The 19,105-nt window shown below is 25.6% G+C and carries 20 protein-coding genes and 1 riboswitch; of the genes, 10 read left to right on the top strand and 10 right to left on the bottom strand.

All coding sequences use genetic code 11. The features are described 5' to 3' along the window. Nucleotides 1-90: 90 nt before the first annotated feature. Nucleotides 91-1,179, top strand: coding sequence for a DUF2185 domain-containing protein (locus KGF41_RS00475; protein ID WP_227828905.1), 1,089 nt, complete (start codon nt 91-93; stop codon nt 1,177-1,179). Between the two features lie 329 nt (nt 1,180-1,508). Here KGF41_RS00475 and KGF41_RS00480 read toward each other — a convergent pair whose 3' ends face one another. From KGF41_RS00480 to KGF41_RS00490, 3 genes are read right to left on the bottom strand one after another with little or no spacing between them, the layout of a single operon-like run. Beyond that, on the bottom strand, nt 1,509-2,276 hold the full coding sequence (locus tag KGF41_RS00480; protein ID WP_227828906.1) for a DNA alkylation repair protein: 768 nt from the start codon (nt 2,274-2,276) through the stop codon (nt 1,509-1,511). After that, nucleotides 2,269-2,898, bottom strand: coding sequence for a TetR/AcrR family transcriptional regulator (locus tag KGF41_RS00485; protein ID WP_227828907.1), 630 nt, complete (start codon nt 2,896-2,898; stop codon nt 2,269-2,271). Before KGF41_RS00485 ends, KGF41_RS00480 begins: the two co-directional genes overlap by 8 nt. Continuing rightward, nucleotides 2,852-3,274: a hypothetical protein gene (locus KGF41_RS00490; RefSeq protein WP_227828908.1), complete on the bottom strand. Its 423-nt coding sequence runs from the start codon at nt 3,272-3,274 to the stop codon at nt 2,852-2,854. Before KGF41_RS00490 ends, KGF41_RS00485 begins: the two co-directional genes overlap by 47 nt. A 313-nt stretch (nt 3,275-3,587) precedes the next feature. On the opposite strand from KGF41_RS00490, the gene KGF41_RS00495 reads away from it, so the two are divergent. Further along, a complete protein-coding gene (locus KGF41_RS00495; protein WP_227828909.1) occupies nt 3,588-4,175 on the top strand; it encodes a DNA-3-methyladenine glycosylase I in 588 nt (195 codons plus the stop codon). 405 nt (nt 4,176-4,580) lie between these two features. Here KGF41_RS00495 and KGF41_RS00500 read toward each other — a convergent pair whose 3' ends face one another. The 4 genes from KGF41_RS00500 to KGF41_RS20790 all read right to left on the bottom strand — a co-directional run bounded on the left by KGF41_RS00500 (nt 4,581) and on the right by KGF41_RS20790 (nt 8,601). Continuing rightward, a complete protein-coding gene (locus tag KGF41_RS00500) occupies nt 4,581-6,668 on the bottom strand; it encodes a sensor histidine kinase (protein WP_255611282.1) in 2,088 nt (695 codons plus the stop codon). 195 nt (nt 6,669-6,863) lie between these two features. After that, nucleotides 6,864-7,556 carry a response regulator transcription factor gene (locus tag KGF41_RS00505; protein ID WP_227828911.1) on the bottom strand — a complete coding sequence of 231 codons (693 nt, stop codon included), beginning with the start codon at nt 7,554-7,556 and terminating at the stop codon, nt 6,864-6,866. A gap of 667 nt (nt 7,557-8,223) precedes the next feature. Beyond that, nucleotides 8,224-8,394, bottom strand: a complete 171-nt coding sequence (locus KGF41_RS00510) for a hypothetical protein (protein ID WP_227828912.1) — start codon at nt 8,392-8,394, stop codon at nt 8,224-8,226. A gap of 78 nt (nt 8,395-8,472) precedes the next feature. Next, complete coding sequence (locus KGF41_RS20790) at nt 8,473-8,601, bottom strand: hypothetical protein (RefSeq protein ID WP_255287723.1); 129 nt, start codon at nt 8,599-8,601, stop codon at nt 8,473-8,475. Nucleotides 8,602-8,811: 210 nt separating this feature from the next. After that, a riboswitch (cyclic di-GMP riboswitch) is annotated at nt 8,812-8,908 on the top strand. Between the two features lie 52 nt (nt 8,909-8,960). On the opposite strand from KGF41_RS20790, the gene KGF41_RS00515 reads away from it, so the two are divergent. Further along, the gene (locus KGF41_RS00515) at nt 8,961-9,137 is read left to right on the top strand and encodes a hypothetical protein (protein ID WP_227828913.1); all 177 of its coding nucleotides are present in this window, start codon (nt 8,961-8,963) and stop codon (nt 9,135-9,137) included. 216 nt (nt 9,138-9,353) lie between these two features. On the opposite strand, the gene KGF41_RS20795 is transcribed toward KGF41_RS00515, so the two are convergent. Continuing rightward, entirely contained in the window at nt 9,354-9,488 is a 135-nt protein-coding gene (locus tag KGF41_RS20795; RefSeq protein WP_255287724.1) for a hypothetical protein, read from the bottom strand. A 165-nt stretch (nt 9,489-9,653) separates the two neighbouring features. Between KGF41_RS20795 and KGF41_RS00520 the strand changes: the two genes are divergently transcribed. After that, the gene (locus KGF41_RS00520; protein WP_227828914.1) at nt 9,654-10,451 is read left to right on the top strand and encodes a hypothetical protein; all 798 of its coding nucleotides are present in this window, start codon (nt 9,654-9,656) and stop codon (nt 10,449-10,451) included. Nucleotides 10,452-10,960: 509 nt separating this feature from the next. Here the strand turns inward: KGF41_RS00520 and KGF41_RS00525 are convergent. Continuing rightward, nucleotides 10,961-11,566, bottom strand: a complete 606-nt coding sequence (locus KGF41_RS00525; RefSeq protein WP_227830468.1) for a DUF3794 domain-containing protein — start codon at nt 11,564-11,566, stop codon at nt 10,961-10,963. A gap of 198 nt (nt 11,567-11,764) precedes the next feature. Between KGF41_RS00525 and KGF41_RS00530 the strand changes: the two genes are divergently transcribed. The 6 genes from KGF41_RS00530 (at nt 11,765) to KGF41_RS00555 (ending at nt 18,021) form a co-directional block, all read left to right on the top strand. Then, a complete protein-coding gene (locus tag KGF41_RS00530; protein ID WP_227830469.1) occupies nt 11,765-12,337 on the top strand; it encodes a DUF3794 domain-containing protein in 573 nt (190 codons plus the stop codon). A 26-nt stretch (nt 12,338-12,363) separates the two neighbouring features. Continuing rightward, nucleotides 12,364-12,966, top strand: a complete 603-nt coding sequence (locus KGF41_RS00535; protein ID WP_227830470.1) for a DUF3794 domain-containing protein — start codon at nt 12,364-12,366, stop codon at nt 12,964-12,966. Between the two features lie 30 nt (nt 12,967-12,996). Then, nucleotides 12,997-14,196 (top strand): hypothetical protein, encoded by a 1,200-nt coding sequence (locus KGF41_RS00540; RefSeq protein ID WP_227856257.1) that lies wholly within the window; start codon nt 12,997-12,999, stop codon nt 14,194-14,196. A 556-nt stretch (nt 14,197-14,752) separates the two neighbouring features. Next, the gene (locus tag KGF41_RS00545; RefSeq protein ID WP_227830472.1) at nt 14,753-15,553 is read left to right on the top strand and encodes a PIG-L family deacetylase; all 801 of its coding nucleotides are present in this window, start codon (nt 14,753-14,755) and stop codon (nt 15,551-15,553) included. A gap of 184 nt (nt 15,554-15,737) precedes the next feature. After that, nucleotides 15,738-16,454, top strand: coding sequence for a response regulator transcription factor (locus KGF41_RS00550; protein ID WP_227841003.1), 717 nt, complete (start codon nt 15,738-15,740; stop codon nt 16,452-16,454). Next, nucleotides 16,423-18,021 (top strand): sensor histidine kinase, encoded by a 1,599-nt coding sequence (locus KGF41_RS00555; RefSeq protein ID WP_227856258.1) that lies wholly within the window; start codon nt 16,423-16,425, stop codon nt 18,019-18,021. The genes KGF41_RS00550 and KGF41_RS00555 overlap by 32 nt, the downstream gene beginning before the upstream one ends. 129 nt (nt 18,022-18,150) lie before the next feature. On the opposite strand, the gene KGF41_RS00560 is transcribed toward KGF41_RS00555, so the two are convergent. Beyond that, nucleotides 18,151-18,921, bottom strand: a complete 771-nt coding sequence (locus KGF41_RS00560; protein ID WP_227856259.1) for a GGDEF domain-containing protein — start codon at nt 18,919-18,921, stop codon at nt 18,151-18,153. Nucleotides 18,922-19,105 lie beyond the last annotated feature (184 nt).

Consider the following 19,105-nt stretch of genomic DNA (forward strand, 5'->3'; position numbering starts at 1 on the left):
TTACCATACAAGTTGAAAGACTAGTAAAATACTTCCAGAATCTATTGTGTTGATTATCAAAAAAATTTTAAAAAGATGAGGAGAATTTACATGAAATTATTTAGCGAAAATAAAAAAGAAACAAAAGTCGAAAAATCAGAAATAAAACAGTATATTACTGGTGCAGGTGGCTGTATTGTCAGCAAATCGATTCTCAATGGAACATCAAAACTAAAGTGGCTTTTTAGAGAACATAGTGAATTTGGAAATGGATGGATTGCTTTTGGTGATAAGGATACACAGGAGTATGTAAATAATCCTGAGAACATGGAAGTTGTAGATTTCAATACACTTATTAATATTGAACCAACTGCTTTGAATATTTTTTATATGCCAATAGGAACTGATTTAGAGTTTCACTCTGATAAAAGCGGAAAATATTTTATTGATACAAATACAGGAAAAGAAATTAGAGAACAAGTTAAACATCCTGCACAAATAGCATTTGAAAAGAACCTAAAATTTTTAAATCAGGAAAACTATTCAATAGAATTCTTTCAAGGATTGTTTCAAAAAAGTGAGAAACTGGAACCATTCATAATAGGAAAAGCAGATTTCCCAAGTGGAGAAATTGTCCTTGCAGACCCTCTTGCGTATTTAGGTAGTGAATATATGACTTATTTAGAAAGAAAAATACCTGTTGGAAGTTATTCAGTAGAAATTTCTATCTGCCATTCTAAAATTGCAGGACTTAGAATTGTAGCAGCAAGATTAATTATCAATGACAAAAAACCTATCAAATATGAAATTGCCATGCCAAAGGGAAAGAAAACCGAAGATTTTGGAAAAGCAGGAGCATGGACTTTCTTTGGTGTAGATACAGGATTAGCCTGTTTTTCAGACGCAAAAGTTGCAAAAGAGTATAGTAATTTTATCACAAAATGGCAAAGTGAAAACCCAGACAAAAACAAATATAATGATTATTTTGCAACACTTTTTCAAAAAAGCTATGAAATGCACCCCAATGTACAGAATGAAGGTGGCAATTTCTTACTTTGGCAATTACCACAAACATTCTACAAATTAATTATGTTCACAAGCGGTATGGGCGATGGTATTTACAGCGGATATTGGGGTCTTGATGCAGATGGAGAGGTCACAGAACTTGTAATACCATTTATGAATCCAATATATTTTTAAGATATTAGATTGATTATCAGTTATTACATACAATATATGTTTGCCTCTATAAGAAAACATGTTGAAAAATACAATTTTCTTATAGAGTTTTTTTATAACTACTTTTTAATTACACTTTTTTCATTAGAAAGATATCATCCTGCCATTTTCTTACTTACATATTACCCTTTTTCATTTGTTTCTTTTATTGATTGCTCATTTTGAGAATTTCCCTCTTCTGAAATGATGAATATCCTTAAAAATTCCAACAAAAAGACTTCTAAAGACCAACAATATAAAAAAGAAAAAAGTTGCTACCATCAGCCACAAAACACTTCCTCCTAATACCCTTAGACTTTAATATTAGAATAACTTTCTTGCTTTTTATTTTTTGTTCTTGAAGCATGCCTAATAATCCATTTACATTCTTTTGTTATATTTTCTGTTTGCCAACTAGAAATAATTAATTCAAATTTGTCTTTATCTTCTTTGTATAAATCATTTAGATTATTTGCTACACTCTTTTGAATTGTTTTATCTGTATCATCTTTTAGATTAGACAATAATTCAAAATAAGTATCAAAATAGTCTAAGGCAACATACATTTTTTTTGCCCATGGCAATCGTATTCTGAGACATTCACTAGCTAATCGACGAACTCTTTTATTACTATCTTTACTCCATTCCAAAAGCAAAGCCATAGACTGTTCTGGAAAATTATTTATTATGGTACGCATACAATATTCACTAGTAAATCTTTTTGTTAACTCCTTACTGAAAGTTGTGCTTACTTCAAAATTTTCTCCACCAAACTTCTCTACATACTTTCCAATAGGCCATAACCAATAACCTTCTGTAAACATGCCTAAACTACCTTCTAACTCTGGACCTAGTATTTTCTCAAAAACATTAATAGTCTCCGAATAATTTAAATTGATAGACTCTTTTAAAGCATTTGCCAATAACTCTTGCCTTTCATTGAATTCTAATAATTCAATAGTTGGTTTTATCAGTGAAAAGAACTTATTAATAATAAATTCTGGATATACTGATTTTATTTTTTCAGCTAAGAAGTTTACATATTCAATGTCATAGTAGTCTTTCACTTTCTTAGCCATCTTTTCTAAACCCTTTCAGTAAATGAGAAATCGCTTTATAAACTTGATTTTTATCTAAAGTATTGGCTTCTGCAAGAAAAATAGATAAATCATTTAATGCACCAGAAATCATATGTGAAATCACATGAATATCAAACTCTATTAATTTTCCGTTTTTTTGTGCAATTAAGAGTTGTTCTTCCAAAAGTAAAACAGAATTGTCATTATCCATTTTTTTCCACTCTGTCCACTCTATAATATTAGGTGCTTCGATTAATAATATTCTTTTGTTAGAGTCTAAAGTAGCTGATTGTACAAATCCAACACAACCTAAAATTAACTGTTCCCATATATCTTCAGATGCCATAGCTTCTTTTTCTACATTTAGTCCAACTTCATACTGAACAAGACTTAAAACTGCTTTAAATAGGTTTTTTTTATTTTTGAAATGGTGATATACTGCACCTCTAGTCATATTAGCTTCTTCTGCGATAGCTTCTAATGAGGTCTTTTCATAGCCATACGTAGAAAAATGATTACGTGCAATAGCAATCAAATTTTTTGTAGTGTTTATAGATGCTAATTCTTTTTTATTTTTAGTCATTTTCTTTACCTGATTTCTTATAATTTTCGAGATAATCATTTGATGGCGGAATTATTTGAATAATATCAACCAAAATTTTACTTGGAGTTTCAATAATAAAATGTCTTTGACCAAATTCTTCATTTTTTATATCTAACAAAAGCGATGATTTTTTTCTACTAATTACTTCTGAATATACAGTATTCACATCGTTAACTTCAATATTAAGAATAAGGCCTTCACACTGTTTTCTATACAGTTTAGGTATTGTATCATGTGTACTATCAATCAATGCCAACTCAAAGTCATCATTGTCTTTTAGGCTAATATACCAATCACTATTAAATACTTCCCTGAAGTCAAATAATTCTATAAAAAAATCTGCTTCTTTTCTTATATCATTGCACATTAGTACAGGGTAAAAACTATTTTTCATAAAAATAATCTCCTTTATATTTGGTAACATCAACATAACATACGTACTGTATGTATGTCAAATAACTTTGAATAAAGGCGATTGAGAATTTGTTTTAAAAGAAAGATATAAATTATTTTATAAGCTTGCAGTTATTATCATTTTGGAACAACAAGAGCAGGTAGGAAACGTACCATTTCTGGGAATGCTTCTTATTGCCAGCCTTAGTTAAAATTAAAAAGATTTGATTGTGTGAGATGTTGAATAAATGTATAATATCTTTGTAAGGCAGAATTAATGTAGATTATTTATAAAACAGAAAGGATAATATAACATGAATGAAAAAATCCGATGTGCTTGGTCAGGAAATACCCAAATATATACAGATTATCATGACAACGAATGGGGACGCCCTGTACATGATGATGATAAGCTATTTGAAATGCTAATTTTAGAAAGCATGCAGGCAGGGCTTTCGTGGATAACCATACTTAAAAAAAGGGAGTCCTACAGGGAAGCATTTGATGGATTTAATCCAAATAAGATAGCCCTTTATGATGATAAAAAGATTGACGAACTCATGGCAAACGAGGGCATTATAAGAAATCGTTTGAAAATTAATTCAGCTATAAACAACGCTAAGGTATTTCTTGAAATTAAGGATAAACATGGCAGCTTTGATAAGATGATTTGGAGATATGTAAATAATACTTCTATTGTGGGACATTGGGAAAAAGTTGAAGATTTACCTGCAACAACTCCACTTTCTGATAAGATAAGCAAAGATTTGAAAAAGATGGGTTTTAAATTTCTCGGCTCAACCACAGTTTATGCATTCATGCAGGCTACAGGCATGGTCAACGACCATATTACAGAGTGTTTTGCTTATACAGAAATATTAAAAGAGTATTCTTATGATTAGAAAACTGAAAACGCACAATTATTTTAAAATACAATGGAAAATAGTTGATTTAAAGACTTATCTGAAATTTTTTCAACTTTCCTATCTCCTATAGCTAATTGTACAATACATTTCAACTAGTTTAATTTTTGTTTCAAAATCTATTTTAGATTTTCGTAACATAAAAATATACTCTCTTCATAGCATCAGTTGTTATTATTTCAACTGTCTACTATAAAGGGAGCATATCAAAATTTCCAGTAATATTGAATAAGAAAAAATATATTTACACAAATCTATCTACATTCTCATAAAATTAATTAAAAGTATTCCTTTCTTTAAAAGTATCTACATAATTGTTTTATAGGAAACCTTTCAATATCTTAATTTTTCTGTAAAAATTATATTATATCTTGAAATTTTATTTTAATCTATCTTTATTTCTTCTTCACATTTTTGAAATTCTAAATTTGCTTTAAACAAATCGCCATCTATTTCTATATAGAATTTTCCACCTTGTAAATTTACTAAATCCCTTGCAATAGCAAGCCCTAATCCACTACCTTCAGTATTTCTTGACTCATCAGCTCTTTTAAATCTTTCCATAATCTCACTTGGGTCAAAATTTAACTCATATGAAGATATGTTTTTCATAACCACCTTTACATTGTCACCATTTTCATAAACATCGATATAAACTCTAGTACTTTCTAAAGAATATTTAGCTATATTTGACAGTAGATTTTCAAAAACTCTATACATTCTTCTTCCATCTGCCCATATATACACTTTTTCATTTGGAACATTCAGTCTTATATTTAGATTATTTTTAGACAATTTTTCTTCAAGCTCACCTATACTTTGTCTTAATAGTTGTACCAAATCAATTTTACTAACTTGTAACTCTATATTACCACTACTTACTCTACTCGCTTCAAATAAATCTTCTATCAATAATTTTAACCTCTTTGACTTTGATTCTAGTACATTTATATAATCGTTTATATAGTCTGGTTGTATAGAATCTTCTTTTTTAATTAAATCTACATAATTTATTATAGAGGTAAGTGGAGTTTTTAAATCATGAGATACATTAGTTATAAGGTCAGATTTCATTCTTTCACTTTTTACCTGTTCTTCTATTGCTTTGTCTAGACCTTCTCCAATATTATTTATATTTTCTGCTAAAGATGTAAAATTATCATTTCCACTAATTTTTATCTTATAGTCTAATTCACCATCTTTTATTTTTTCGGTACCCTCTATAACATAACTCAAATAAGAAAGCCTTTTGGTTATATAAAGTGCAAAACCTAAAAATATACATATAGAAAATAACAATCCTAGGCTCACACTTTGAGCGCTGATTATAATTATTAAAACCAAAGATATTATTACTATACCAATAACTTTTCTTGCTAAAGATACTTTTTTTATAGCGTTAATGACCTCCCTTACAGTTTTTATTAACCATAAAATCATTCTAACTATAACACTTGATTTAAATATACACATTTTATTTTCCAAATAGCTTAACTGAACAGTTATAAAAAATATATTATTTGAAATTAGTAATGATGCTATAGAAATTAGTAATATAACATAAGTATCATAGGATGTATTAATAACATACATAAATAGAAGTATTATTGAGATAACTATTATTATTGCATTAAATTCCATAGGTATTTTATTGTATATTAATAAAAATACATTGTCTTTCTTTAATGCCTTACATTTAATTCGTTTACATAATATCATAGACAATAAACATATAATAGCTAAAACTAAACTAGCTACAAAAAATAATTTCACTTTTTCTGTAGCTTGCTTAAATGTTTCAAAGTTATTGTATACAACTCCATCATCTATACTTAGTTCTTTAGGAAAGGATACATAAGCTTTAAATGCCTCATCTATACTATTCAGTTTTAAATCGATATTATTTAATTTTAATTTTTTCCCATTTAGTTTTTTAGTATAAGAATCGTTTTCTACTCCTACTACTATTTCTACATCACAATAACCCTTTACTTTTTGCTTAAATTCATCTAAATCATCATATATTGTGTTAGTATAAAACTCTCCTGTATATGTATTTCTAATATACATTTTTATATTTTTCAAAGAGTTTAAATATTCTATAGATGATAGCTTATTATTTACAAGTTCATCATAATTATTAAAGTAACCATAATCGTTGTCTAAAGCAATATTTTTGCCCTTTCGTCCTGCGTTAAAATAAATATCATTTAATTTCAGTTTTTCTTCTTTGTTATTTTCACTACTTACAGATAGTTTCAAATTGTATAATATCTCTTGTATTGTACTTTCATCAAATATATTGCTGTCATAAAAATCATCAGATATTCGAACAATTCCACTACTTGTAGAAGTTTTTTGTATATTGTGTTTAGGCTCAGCAAATCCTATTGATGCAAATAGTATAGCTAATGGAAACGAAATAGATACTATTATTAATGCTACTAACTTTAATGCTCTATATTTTTCCAAGTTGTTCACCTCATCTACATCGTCAATATCTTATATAAAATAAAATTCAATACAAGCATAATTCCCATAGAGTACATTAAGCTACTTGAGAAGAAGTTAAAACATATAAGAATTCCTAATATTTGTGTAAAAGTAAAAACGACTAAAATCAAAATGCAATTGAATATTAAACTCTTTTCTTTCATAAGTTTTCCGCTAAAATTTTTCAATCTTATAACCAACTCCCCACACCACCTTTAAAAATCTTGGTTCTTTTGGATTTATTTCAATCTTTTCTCTTATTCGTCTAATGTGTACTGCTACTGTATTTTCTGAATTAAAACTTTCTTCATTCCATACTTTTTCGTATATCTCATCTATTGAGAAGACTCGTCCTTTATTTTCTAAAAGAAGTTCAATTATCTTATATTCAATTGGTGTCATTTTTATATTTTCGCCATCAATCTTAACTTCTTTTGTCAATGTATTTAGCTCTAGAGCTCCACTTTTTAAAATTTCTTTACATGTATCTTCATAATTACCTAAAGTTACATATCGCCTTAAGTTTGATTTTACTCTAGCTACAAGTTCTAATAAATTAAATGGTTTTGTTATATAATCGTCAGCTCCAATGTTTAATCCCATTATTTTATCTGTATCTTCACTTTTTGCTGAAATTAAAATTATTGGTATATTTCTTTCTTCACGTATTTTTACAGTTGCTTTGATTCCATCTAATTTAGGCATCATTATATCCATTAAGATTAGATGAATATCATTTTCTGTTATTACTTCTAATGCTTTCATTCCATCATATGCTTTATGTATTTTAAATCCTTCTGATTTAAGATATATCTCTATTGAATCAACAATTTCTTTATCGTCATCTACTACTAGTATATTGTACATATTTTCACTTCCTCTATTGTATAATAATCCTTATATTTATTATACAATATCTTTCACTCCCTTTCTCAATAATGACTAAATTGTTATATTGTATTATCTTACATTTTTATAATTTTTCTTTATATCTATATAATAGAATATAAATCTTAAGAAAATATTATCCTAAATCTTAAATATTTCTTAAGATTTAAGATAAATTGAGGCTTATTTGAATTAATTGATTTGAATTATGTTGTTTTCAGATTACTTTTATTTAAGTGTTTTGATTAGATTAAGCTGAATTGATGTATATTAATTCTTATTGAGTAGTTTTTTTCATAGGTGGAAGAATGGTGGAAGAAATATAGTTTCAAGTATTTATTTTACTATGATACTAGGCACTTATCCAAGTTTTGTTTTTCTCCCTATCAATCTATATTATATAAATATTCTACTAAAATTTATATAAATCAAAAGTGAGCCTATTCAATAATTTAAAATATGTTCAGAATAATAAATAAAATAAAGGTACAAAAAGTTATACTTTCATACCTTCATTGTTTTTATTATGTAATTACCTATAATTTTCATCTTTTAAACTATTAATTTATATATAGATAAAGTCTATATCAACACAATTTTTAAAACAAGAAAATTTGTATAAATAACATTTCCAATTTATACTAAATTATTCTTCTAAATTCCTATAATACTCTTCTAAATAATCTAGTTTTTCTTTACTCATGGGCTTATGTATCGTCGTAAGAGAATGTATAATTTTTCTGTTCTTAGTAGATTTTAATACTTTTTTCTTAAAAGTATCATACTCTTCACTAGTTATTATTATTTTATAATACAATTGAAATCTTATAATATCTCTAGCTAAAAAACCCTTAAAAATTAATCCTTTTAATACTATTTTTAGAGTACTCTTATGCTATCCATACATCTGCTTTATGTCTCTTATTATTTCTTTTTTAGATGTCAAGGAACCTTTTTCCCATAAATAGTTCATTACCATAAATTCTACTCTTACTAACCCTTCTATTAATATTTCTTCTTCCACGCTTTGTCACTCCCTCAAATTCTGTCTAGCTCAAATTAATAATAGAAGCTTCTAATCACAATTGATACAGGTAATTTTTACCATATAATTTATACGTTTAGTTTATTTTTTTTGAAGTAAAATAACGTTCATATTTATAAATTTATCCAATTTTCAAATAGTCATGTTGAATAATAACTAATTCTGTTATATTATTGTAGTTGTAGAATAAAACTAAATCGGCAAAACTAGAGAAATTTAGTGACGCAAAGCTATAGGGACTAAGACTTGTAAAATATCTTATAAGTTATGTCAGCCAGTTGCCAAAAAGATATTTTTCTTTTTGTTTTTATGAAAGTTTTTTAGGGGGATAATAATATATGTTTAGATATAAAATGGATAGATGTACACATATGTTAACTGCTTATATTGGCAGTTCATATGATTATTGTGATTTTATAGATACACAGTTAGATGATTTTATACTAGAGTACAGAAAAAATGTAGTAGAATCTTGTTTGCATCAAGTTATGATATTAGTAAGCAAGTATAATTAAATGAACCTTATTTTCTAGAACACCCTTTTTAGTTTTATCTACTTTTAAATAGCATTATGTTAAAAAATTAATTAAAATATATTTCTAGCATTCACAGTTTTATTTTTGTTAAAATACGATATAATGAAGATGTAAATCTGTGTTAAAAACAAAAAAGAAACTACAATCTATTAGTCTAGGGTGAAGTTTCAAATTCAAAATAATTTAAGTAATGATTTATTCATTAAAATCGTCTTGATTGCTATCAGGACGATTTTTTAGTTTATGTAAAGATTCTTTTAATCTACTTATAGAATTCAATACTCTTATTGTACCTTTATTAGGAAAAAGTTCTTTCATATGTTCATTCATATATTTACACAAAATATAAAAAAATTATATAATCCAAGTAAAAATAGTATTTATATATATATTAATGTAAAATTTTGTTTTTATTTGTATCATAAATGTACCCAAGTCATATATATATATTAGGATATTGAATTTATCCTAATAAATATATAGGAGTGGTAAAGAGTGGATAATACAAAGAGTTTAGAATATTATAAGAATAATTTAGAATCATATTCTAGCGATTTAATGAAATTAGTAATTGGATTGACAAAAGAAGAATATTTAAATACAAATACAAGAGCTTATTTAACACCTTGTCAAATATGGAGAATAATAAAATATTTTTTAGTTGGCGAAAGTTATGATTTATCTGATGCAAAAATTAAATTAGATTTTCAGAAAGATTTAAATTTCAATTTAGACAATGGCATATTAAATGAACTTTCCGAAGAATTAGAATCTCTAATAGATTCTAACTATGTAAAAAATTGCAAACTTAGAGAAGAATTAAAAAGAGCTTTTAGATTATCTGAGTGTTTAGCTGAAGCTATAAGACAAATAAACTGTAATGATAAATGTGAATTTTTAGTAGGAAAATTATTTTGCTTATTAGTACAAATTATACTTTTAATAATATCTATTATAGCTAAAATAATTATACTATTAATATTCTGTAGTGATTGTATTTCATGCAATGATGAAAAAGATGTAAAATCTTCTTTCTGTGATTGTCTAATTTGTGATTTAGAAAAAGAATTAGATCAAATAGAGGAGTTAATTGATGAACTAATTAAATTAGCCATTGCATTTATAAAATGTGGTTCAAAAAAATGTAATCATAATGAACATCATGGATGTGACTATTATAATGTTTATTATGAAAACTCACCTTATATAAACAACTATGAAGATAATATACAAGAATGTTTTGATAAGTACAAAAAACAATGCTATACAAAAAAATGTAATAGAAACTACTAAAAATCTTATTTTTATAAAAAACAAAAGCTTTCAAAAACTATGTTAAGTATAATAGAGTATATTATTTTAATCTAATATATTTTGATAGCTAAATATATTAAATAATACAAATAATATAATTTTTTGGCTATTTGAAATATTTTATAATAAGATGCAAACTATAATACAAACGAAGTTATCTCAATGGATTTAAAATCTAAAATAGATAACTTCTTTTGTATAAGTAAAAATCTATAATATTTTTACTTTTTTTGAAACCCATAAAAAGACCTTATTTTTACATGTAATTGAGGTCTTTTTTTATTATCTTAAATTTACTGATATATAATTTTTTCCAACATTTTAACTCAAATAGTAACAATTATAAAGTTTAATAATACGATATTATATTAATTTATTATATATCTATTTATAATGATTATTAAATTTTCTCTTATAGAAACTTACTTTCATTGAATAAAAAGACAATAAATATATGTAAATATACTTATTGTCTCTTATTTAAATATTTATTTGTATCTCATTTTGCTATTATATTTATCCCCAAGACTATATTTACATGGTGTAACATTATTACAACTATCTGAACAGGTATCATTATCGTAATAGCATAAATTTGGATTATGCATACAATAACTTCTACAGCATTTACAATTATTACAATTATGAAGTTGTGGACAAATTATAAATAATAGTGATAAATCAATCATTCTACAATCAAAGTGTTTTACACAAATATTCTCTATTCCAATAAAAATAGTTTCTATAATATTATCACACTTATCATATCTCAAATCTTTTAACAAAATAAATTGACAAAATGGTATACTCCAATGTGCAGAATGAAGAGACTGCTGACAATTATCTCCAGTATATATAATCTTAATATTTTTTAATCCTTTTATAACTAATTTTGGCCCTAGTATCGTGTTAATAATCTCCTTATCTTCTATGCATATCTTTACACTTACTTCATTAATACATTCTATATCTGGTTTTTGTGTTGGAACACATAGTATATCATCTTCTATAAATTCTTTATAGTATTTCATACATTTGTTATCTGGATAATCTTCTAAGGGGGTAATTCCAGTTTTTAAAATACTTTCATTCATATAAACATCTCCTTAATTTTATAATTATATAGAGATTAAAGTTTCTATATACATTTTATATATGATATAAAATCATATATTGTTATAAAAAGACTAAAAAAATAAAAATATTCGAAAACTTGTAACAAAAAGTCGAAATTTAAATAGATTATATTGAGAGCTAAAAACTTTCAATAAATTATATAAGGAGAGATAAATATGAATAGTAATGCATGTGCTTGTAATATGGATTTAATTGATATAAGTGGTTTATGTGACACAGACGATGTTACACAGGTTATAAGTCAATATCCTTATTGGTTTCAGATGTATATACCAGAAACCTTAAATATCCCAATACAAAAACCAGATATTGAACAAATAAACTCAGTTAATGTATCAGTAAATATATTGAGAACAAAAGTAGTGAAGACACCTGTATCACCTTTAGATGCTAATTGTGATTTTATACCAAACTTAGAAGGAAAAATCTCTACAGGAAGAAAAATTATTGTTGAGGGTGAATTGTGTCAAAAAATATCTTATACAGCTGATGAAAAATCTCAACCAGTTCATTCTGCACATTTTTATGTACCATTTTCAAGCTATATAGTTATACCACAGAAAATTACTTTTAATAATGCCACACAATTAATGAAATTAGACTCACTTGATGTAGATTATCAAGTAAATGCGTGTATAGAAGATTTGTCTGTAAGCCTATTAGATGCAAGAACTATATCGAAATATACAACACTATTATTATATGCAATACCAAGAAATACATTATAAAATTATAAAAATAAGGAGTAGAGGAAATGTTAAATTCTAATTATACAAATGGCACATCTTATCAATTCCATGATAAATGCGGTTGCGATGATAAGATATTAAATATTGTTGGTGTCTATCCAGAATCAAAAATAGAAAAAGTTTTACAATGCCCTTGTCCTGAAGATAAAAACAAATGGACAGAGTTTTTTGTATCAGAAACAGTAGATATACCATCACAAAAGCCAAATATAGAAGATATAGTAGAGGTACATTCTTGTGTAGATATAATATCTCAAAGAGTAATAAAAACACCTTTGGTAAACGGATACATCTCATGTAATGGAAACTCTATACCAGGAGAAACTATACCAAATGGAGAATGTACAAATTTGACAGGAAGAAAATTAATAATAGAAGGACTACTAAGACAAAAAATAATCTATACAGCAGCGCTAGATGAACAATCAGTTCATTCTGCACATTTTAATATACCATTTTCAGTATTTATAATAATAGACAAAAATACACCACTATACCAACAATTTAAGATAACAGCATATATAGAGGATATATATGCATGTGTATTATCAGAAAGAAGTGTCTTTAAAAATACAACTATTTTTATAAAGGCATCAAAAATATGTTAAGTAATTTAAATAAAATGAGGAGGAATAAAAATGGGATGTAATAAAAAAACTTGTGAATGTGACTTTAATATCAAAACTTTAGGTATATGTGATGTATCAAAATTAAATATGAATGGATGTAAAAAGGAAAACTTAAATTGGACAGAGATTTCAATTCCTGAGATACTTCCCATCCCAAGATTAAAACCTGATATAGAAAATATAGATCAAGTTTATGCAAGCGCAACAATTACTTCAGTAAAACTTATAGAAACTCCATTTGCATATAAATCATATAATTTATATATTAGCTTAGATATATTGAATAGAATAGAAATTATATTAGATGAGTTTCTAGAAACAAATATACAGACAACAATTAATACATTGATTGGTGGAATAAATGATTTAATATCAACAATTAAGGATGCAATATCTTTAATACCTGGATTAGGCGAGATTATAAATCCTTTATTAGCTAAACTGCAAAGATTACTAGATTTAGTTCAACCATCTGTAAATTCTCTTTTATTTGATATTGATGATTTGTTAAATACAATTCAAACTGATATAGCAAGAATAGTATGCGAATCTCTTAATTCTATAATATGTAGAGCAGACGATTTAATAAGATTACTAAAATCTATACAAATTGTTATCAATGATATATTTGAAACAGTTAGTACACTTGAAGGACCATTAATAGAAATATTAATAACAACTTTACAAACAATAATTAATAATATCATTACACCTTCATTTGATATATTAATTGGAGAAAATGGTGTATTAATTGTACTTGTTGAAAGTTTAAGTAGAATACCAATTGATTGTGAAAATACTAGTGCATTTACAATACTACAAAATGCTGAAGGAACATGCTTAAATGGAAGAAAACTAATAGTGAATGGCTTATTAAAACAGAAAATAGTATATACTGCTCTAGTAGATGAACAATCAGTTCATTCTGCACATTATGAAGTACCATTTTTAGCATATATAATTCCATATGCCAAATTTGAATGCTTGACATATGAAGAAGGAATAGTTATTTCACCACCTGGAAAACCAATAGTTACAATAAATGGTTACAGATATAATCCTAAATTAGACATAGAAGTGGATTTATGTGAGGAATTTATTGTAGATTCATGCATTGAAGATATATATGTAAATGACCTTGATAAAAGAACTATATTTAAAAATATAACATTATTCTTAAAAGCACAATTAAAATCGTTGTGTAATTAATGTTAATACTATTTTACTAGTATACTATATAAACGAGTATAAACAAACAAAATTATAACAGTATCTAAATTTTCAAAGGCGTTAATAATACTAAATCTACGCCTTTGAATTTAGTTTAAATACTTAACACCGCACTAAATTAAAGCAATGAAAAAAGGGTTAATCACTTGTCTAAAATGATGCAGATAGAAGATATAAAAAAAGATATACTAAAGATAGAAGCATTTTTATAGCGTCATTAAATGCTGTTATAAAATATCTCAATATGATAGATAAAACTATTCACTGTAAAAATAATTAACCAGAAATATGTGAAAAGAATTTTCCTAAGTTTATAAAAAATAAATTTGATAATCCAAAGGTGGCAATCATAGGATATCAACCATCTAAACCATCCCTTCTTTTTTCTTACTTATATATAAAATTTTTTTAATTTTACTTTAGCACAAAAAAAATTTATTCCATTAATCTACTCTATAATTTTTAGTTTTTAAGAAATAATTTTTAATACTTTGATTGATAATATAACTAAGACAGCTTTTCAGGAGATGATTAAATGACTCTTAAAAACAAGAAGTTTACTATAAATAAGTATGGAATTTTATCTATCATTTTAGTTTTATGCTTGATTTTAACAGGTTTTAATAGCTATATTAATTATAGTCATAGAAAATTTAAAGATTATGTTGTTTTCTATGTTCAACATCAAGATGATGAAGTATTGTGGGCTGGCAGTGCTATTGTAAACGCTGTAAAAGAAAGAGGAAAAAATCATGTATTTGTGGTTTTAGTATCTACTGGATGTGGTATATCTGTTTTCGATAGATATAAAAAATATGAAACTCTTACAGATAGCCAAAAATCAGAATATAGAAATAGAGAATTCTTAGCTTCTCTTAATAATCTAGGAGTAAAAAGAGAAAATATAATAATATTGCCAGAAAAAAATGTAAATGGTACTACTAATTTTAACTCTATGGAAGAAATTGCAATTACTTTTGAAAAAAAATTTAAAAGTGTAACCCATATAGCACATACTTATAAGTTAGATGACCATTTACAACATATAAAAAATGGCTCTGTCATTCAAGGTCTGTATAACTCTGGTCAAATCAAAGATGCCAAATACTTTGTAAAACCTAAGTTTGCTCATGAAATAAGTTTTAACAACAAAATAGTTTATAAAGCTCATTCTATTGAGGATTATGAAAAAGTAAAAAATGCGTGTGAACAATACAAACTTATTGATGAATCAGAATGCAGAGAAGGTATTGGTTATAAATCTGACCACAAGTCTTTTGATAAATTATTAAATGATAAAAATGTTCCTTCTATACTCCACACCCCTAATTTATAACAAATATTTATTTTAAAATAAATATTTGTTATAAATTCTTAATAATTATGAAACTCCTTTGTTATTTATATTTGTTAATATATTTTTAGAGCTAATCAGTTAATATACTTACTATTTTCTGAAACCAATTTTTAGTATAAAATAAAGATTGATTAAAAATAAAATTTCGAGGGGGAATAATAAAGTGAATCAAAATATATTGGTCGTAGATGACGATAAAGAAATAGTAGATGCTATAGAATTCTATTTAAGACCTGATAATCTTAATGTTTTAAAAGCATACGATGGCTTAGAAGCTTTGGATATATTAATTGAAAATGATATTAAATTAATAATAATGGATGTAATGATGCCTAATTTAGATGGTCTTAAAACTACACTCAAAATAAGAGAAAAAAAGAATATTCCTATAATCCTTCTATCTGCAAAATCACAAGATATGGATAAAATTATAGGTCTTAATATGGGCGCTGATGACTACATAACTAAACCATTTAATCCACTAGAACTTACTGCACGAGTAAAATCTCAACTTAGAAGATATATAAACTTAGGAGACTTTAGTAATGCAAATAACTCAAACGATACTAATTATATTTTAAAAAGTGGAGGTCTTGAGCTAAATACAGATACAAAAATAGTTTCTTTAGATGGTGAAGAAGTTAAAATGACACCTCTTGAGTATAAAATACTTGCTCTTCTCCTATCACGAAAAGGAAAAATATTCTCCTCTCATGAGATTTATGAAAAAGTTTGGAATGAAGATGCTTATAGCTGTGAAAGAACTGTTGCTGTTCATATTAGAAGAATTAGAGAAAAGATTGAAGTAAACTCAAAAGAACCAAAATATTTAAAGGTGGTGTGGGGAATTGGTTACAAAATTGAAAAACTTAATTATTAATGATTCAAGAGCAAAATTTATTTTATTATTACTATTATTTCTCTCCTTTTCTACATTATTTGAAACAATATATGATTTAAATAATAACTTTGCTAGCGTTAATGAATTTAAATATTTATACAATGAGGTAGCTATACCTTGTTTCTACTACTTTGGACCTCCTTTGTATTTAGAAAAAACAAATTTGAAATTTATTTGTGAAGGTAGTGCATTATTAAGTTGTATATTCACTATACTATTTCTTGTATTCTACAAAAAAAATAACCAAAATAAAGTTAAATTTTTAGAAAACATCATCACTTTCTTTTCTAAGGTAAAGATTGAATTTACACTTATATTAATTTTAATACTTCTAGTATTACGATTTTATATATTTACAAATACTAAAATGTTCTACAATGCCAATTTAATTATATTTAATTTTATTATTCTATCTGTAATTTATATAATATATGAAAATATAAAACATGGTGGCTATAATCCAAAAGATATGTCTATAACATATAGATTCTTTTCAGACCTTGTTAGCATATATAATAGAAAAACTATAAATAAGAAACTATCTATAACCTTTTTAATCTCTATAGTTATACAAGCAATTATTCAGTACATAGTTTTAGTATTATTTATGCGTGTATATTATGTTGAGGCAATAGTTATAGAGGTTTTATTCACACTTGTAAGTATAATTTCTTATTCTTCTATATACAACTTTTTATCTAGTAAGTTTAACTACATAAATAATATCTCGAAAAATATAAAAAATATTGAAAATGGAAATCTAAAATATAAGTTGGAAGTGATAGGAGACGATGAAATATCTGCTTTATCCAAAAGTATAAATAATATAACAGATGGTCTTGAGGCTGCTGTAGATGCTAATATAAAAAGTGAAAGAATGAAGACAGAACTTATAACAAATGTATCTCATGACTTAAAGACTCCACTTACATCTATATTAAGCTATGTTGATATGTTAAAAAATAATGACTTTGATAAAGAAACAATAAACGACTATATAAATATTTTAGATAAAAAATCACAAAGATTAAAATTATTAATAGAGGATATATTTGAAGCTTCTAAGCTTAGTAGTGGTGATATAGAATTTAATATAACAAAAACTGATATAAAAGAGCTCTTAATTCAAAGTATAGTAGAGCTTGAAGATAAAATTCAAAACAGCAATTTAGATTTTATAATAGAAACACCTGAAGAATCTGTATTTACTATGATAGATGGAAAAAAGACTTGGAGGGTATTTGAAAACCTGATTGGCAATATACTAAAATACTCTATGAAAAATACTAGAGTTTACATAGATATGTTTATAAAAGATGAAAATATAATAGTAACATTTAAAAATATTTCAAATGATAAACTAAATCTAAAACCAGAAGAATTAATAGAAAGATTTAGAAGAGGTGATATATCAAGAAATACAGATGGCTCCGGTCTGGGCTTATCAATTTCTCAAAATATAATTGAATTACAAAATGCAACTATGGAAATAATTATAGATGCTGATTTATTTAAAGTAGCCCTTTCTTTTAAAAAAATTAATTAATATTAAATACATAAGGTTGTAAATTTCAAAATAATTTTTATTTTAAATTACATGCTATAAATGATTAACTTGCAATTTACAACCTTATTAAAATCATAAAACTATTTTTAATATACTTATATACTTACTCTAATATATAGTCTTATTTTTTCCTGATTTTTTAGCTTTATATAGTTTTTTATCTGCCTCACTTAAAAATGCTTCAAAAGAATCAAAGTCTATCCATTCAGAAATTCCAATACTTACAGTTATTTTATAGTCGAGGTCTTTAAAATTATATTTAAGTAGACTATTATGAACTTTAGATTCAATATGAATTGCTTTTTCTATATTTTCTGTCAAAACAATAAATTCATCTCCACCATATCTACCAGCAAATAAATAGTAATCTCTAAATGATTGAATGATGTAGGCCATCACTCTTATAATCTCATCTCCCACTAAATGCCCATAATTATCATTTTCAGCTTCCATTAAACTTATCGGAAAATACTCACCTATTTTTTGTAAATCATTTGCAACAGAAGTATGAACACTACTTATTAATATTTCTCCCTCACATTCAACACATAAGTATGTTATTCTTATTTCTACTTGAAAATTATAACCTTTTTTAGTTTTCTTACCAACTAGATACTCTCCAAATACAGCATGTAAATTTTTTGAATATTCTTTACTATCTAGCCATAACTTTTCTAAAATAAAACTATCTGGTGATTGTTTTACATACTCTTCTAATAAATACTCTACTTTTTCAATACTATTCCCTACTTCAAACTTTCCAGTACCAATCCAACATATATTTTTGTGAAAAAAAGACATACATTTTTTCACATCTCTATCTACAAAATATGCATTTATAAACTGCTCAACACGTTCAACATATTTGTTCTTAAACATAATATTATTATCCCCTTATCGTTCTAATAAAGTTATTATATCATGACATTGTGTATTTGTTTAAAGAAAAAATTTTATATCTATACATAATTATTTTTTATGCTTTTTAGGAGTAAACAAGAAAAAAACCTCCTTGGAGGTCTCTTTCTAAATGTTGGGGTTTATATTTACATATTTATTTGAT

This window comes from Clostridioides sp. ZZV14-6150 (assembly GCF_020657875.1).
In the GTDB taxonomy this organism is placed as follows: Bacteria; Bacillota; Clostridia; order Peptostreptococcales; family Peptostreptococcaceae; genus Clostridioides.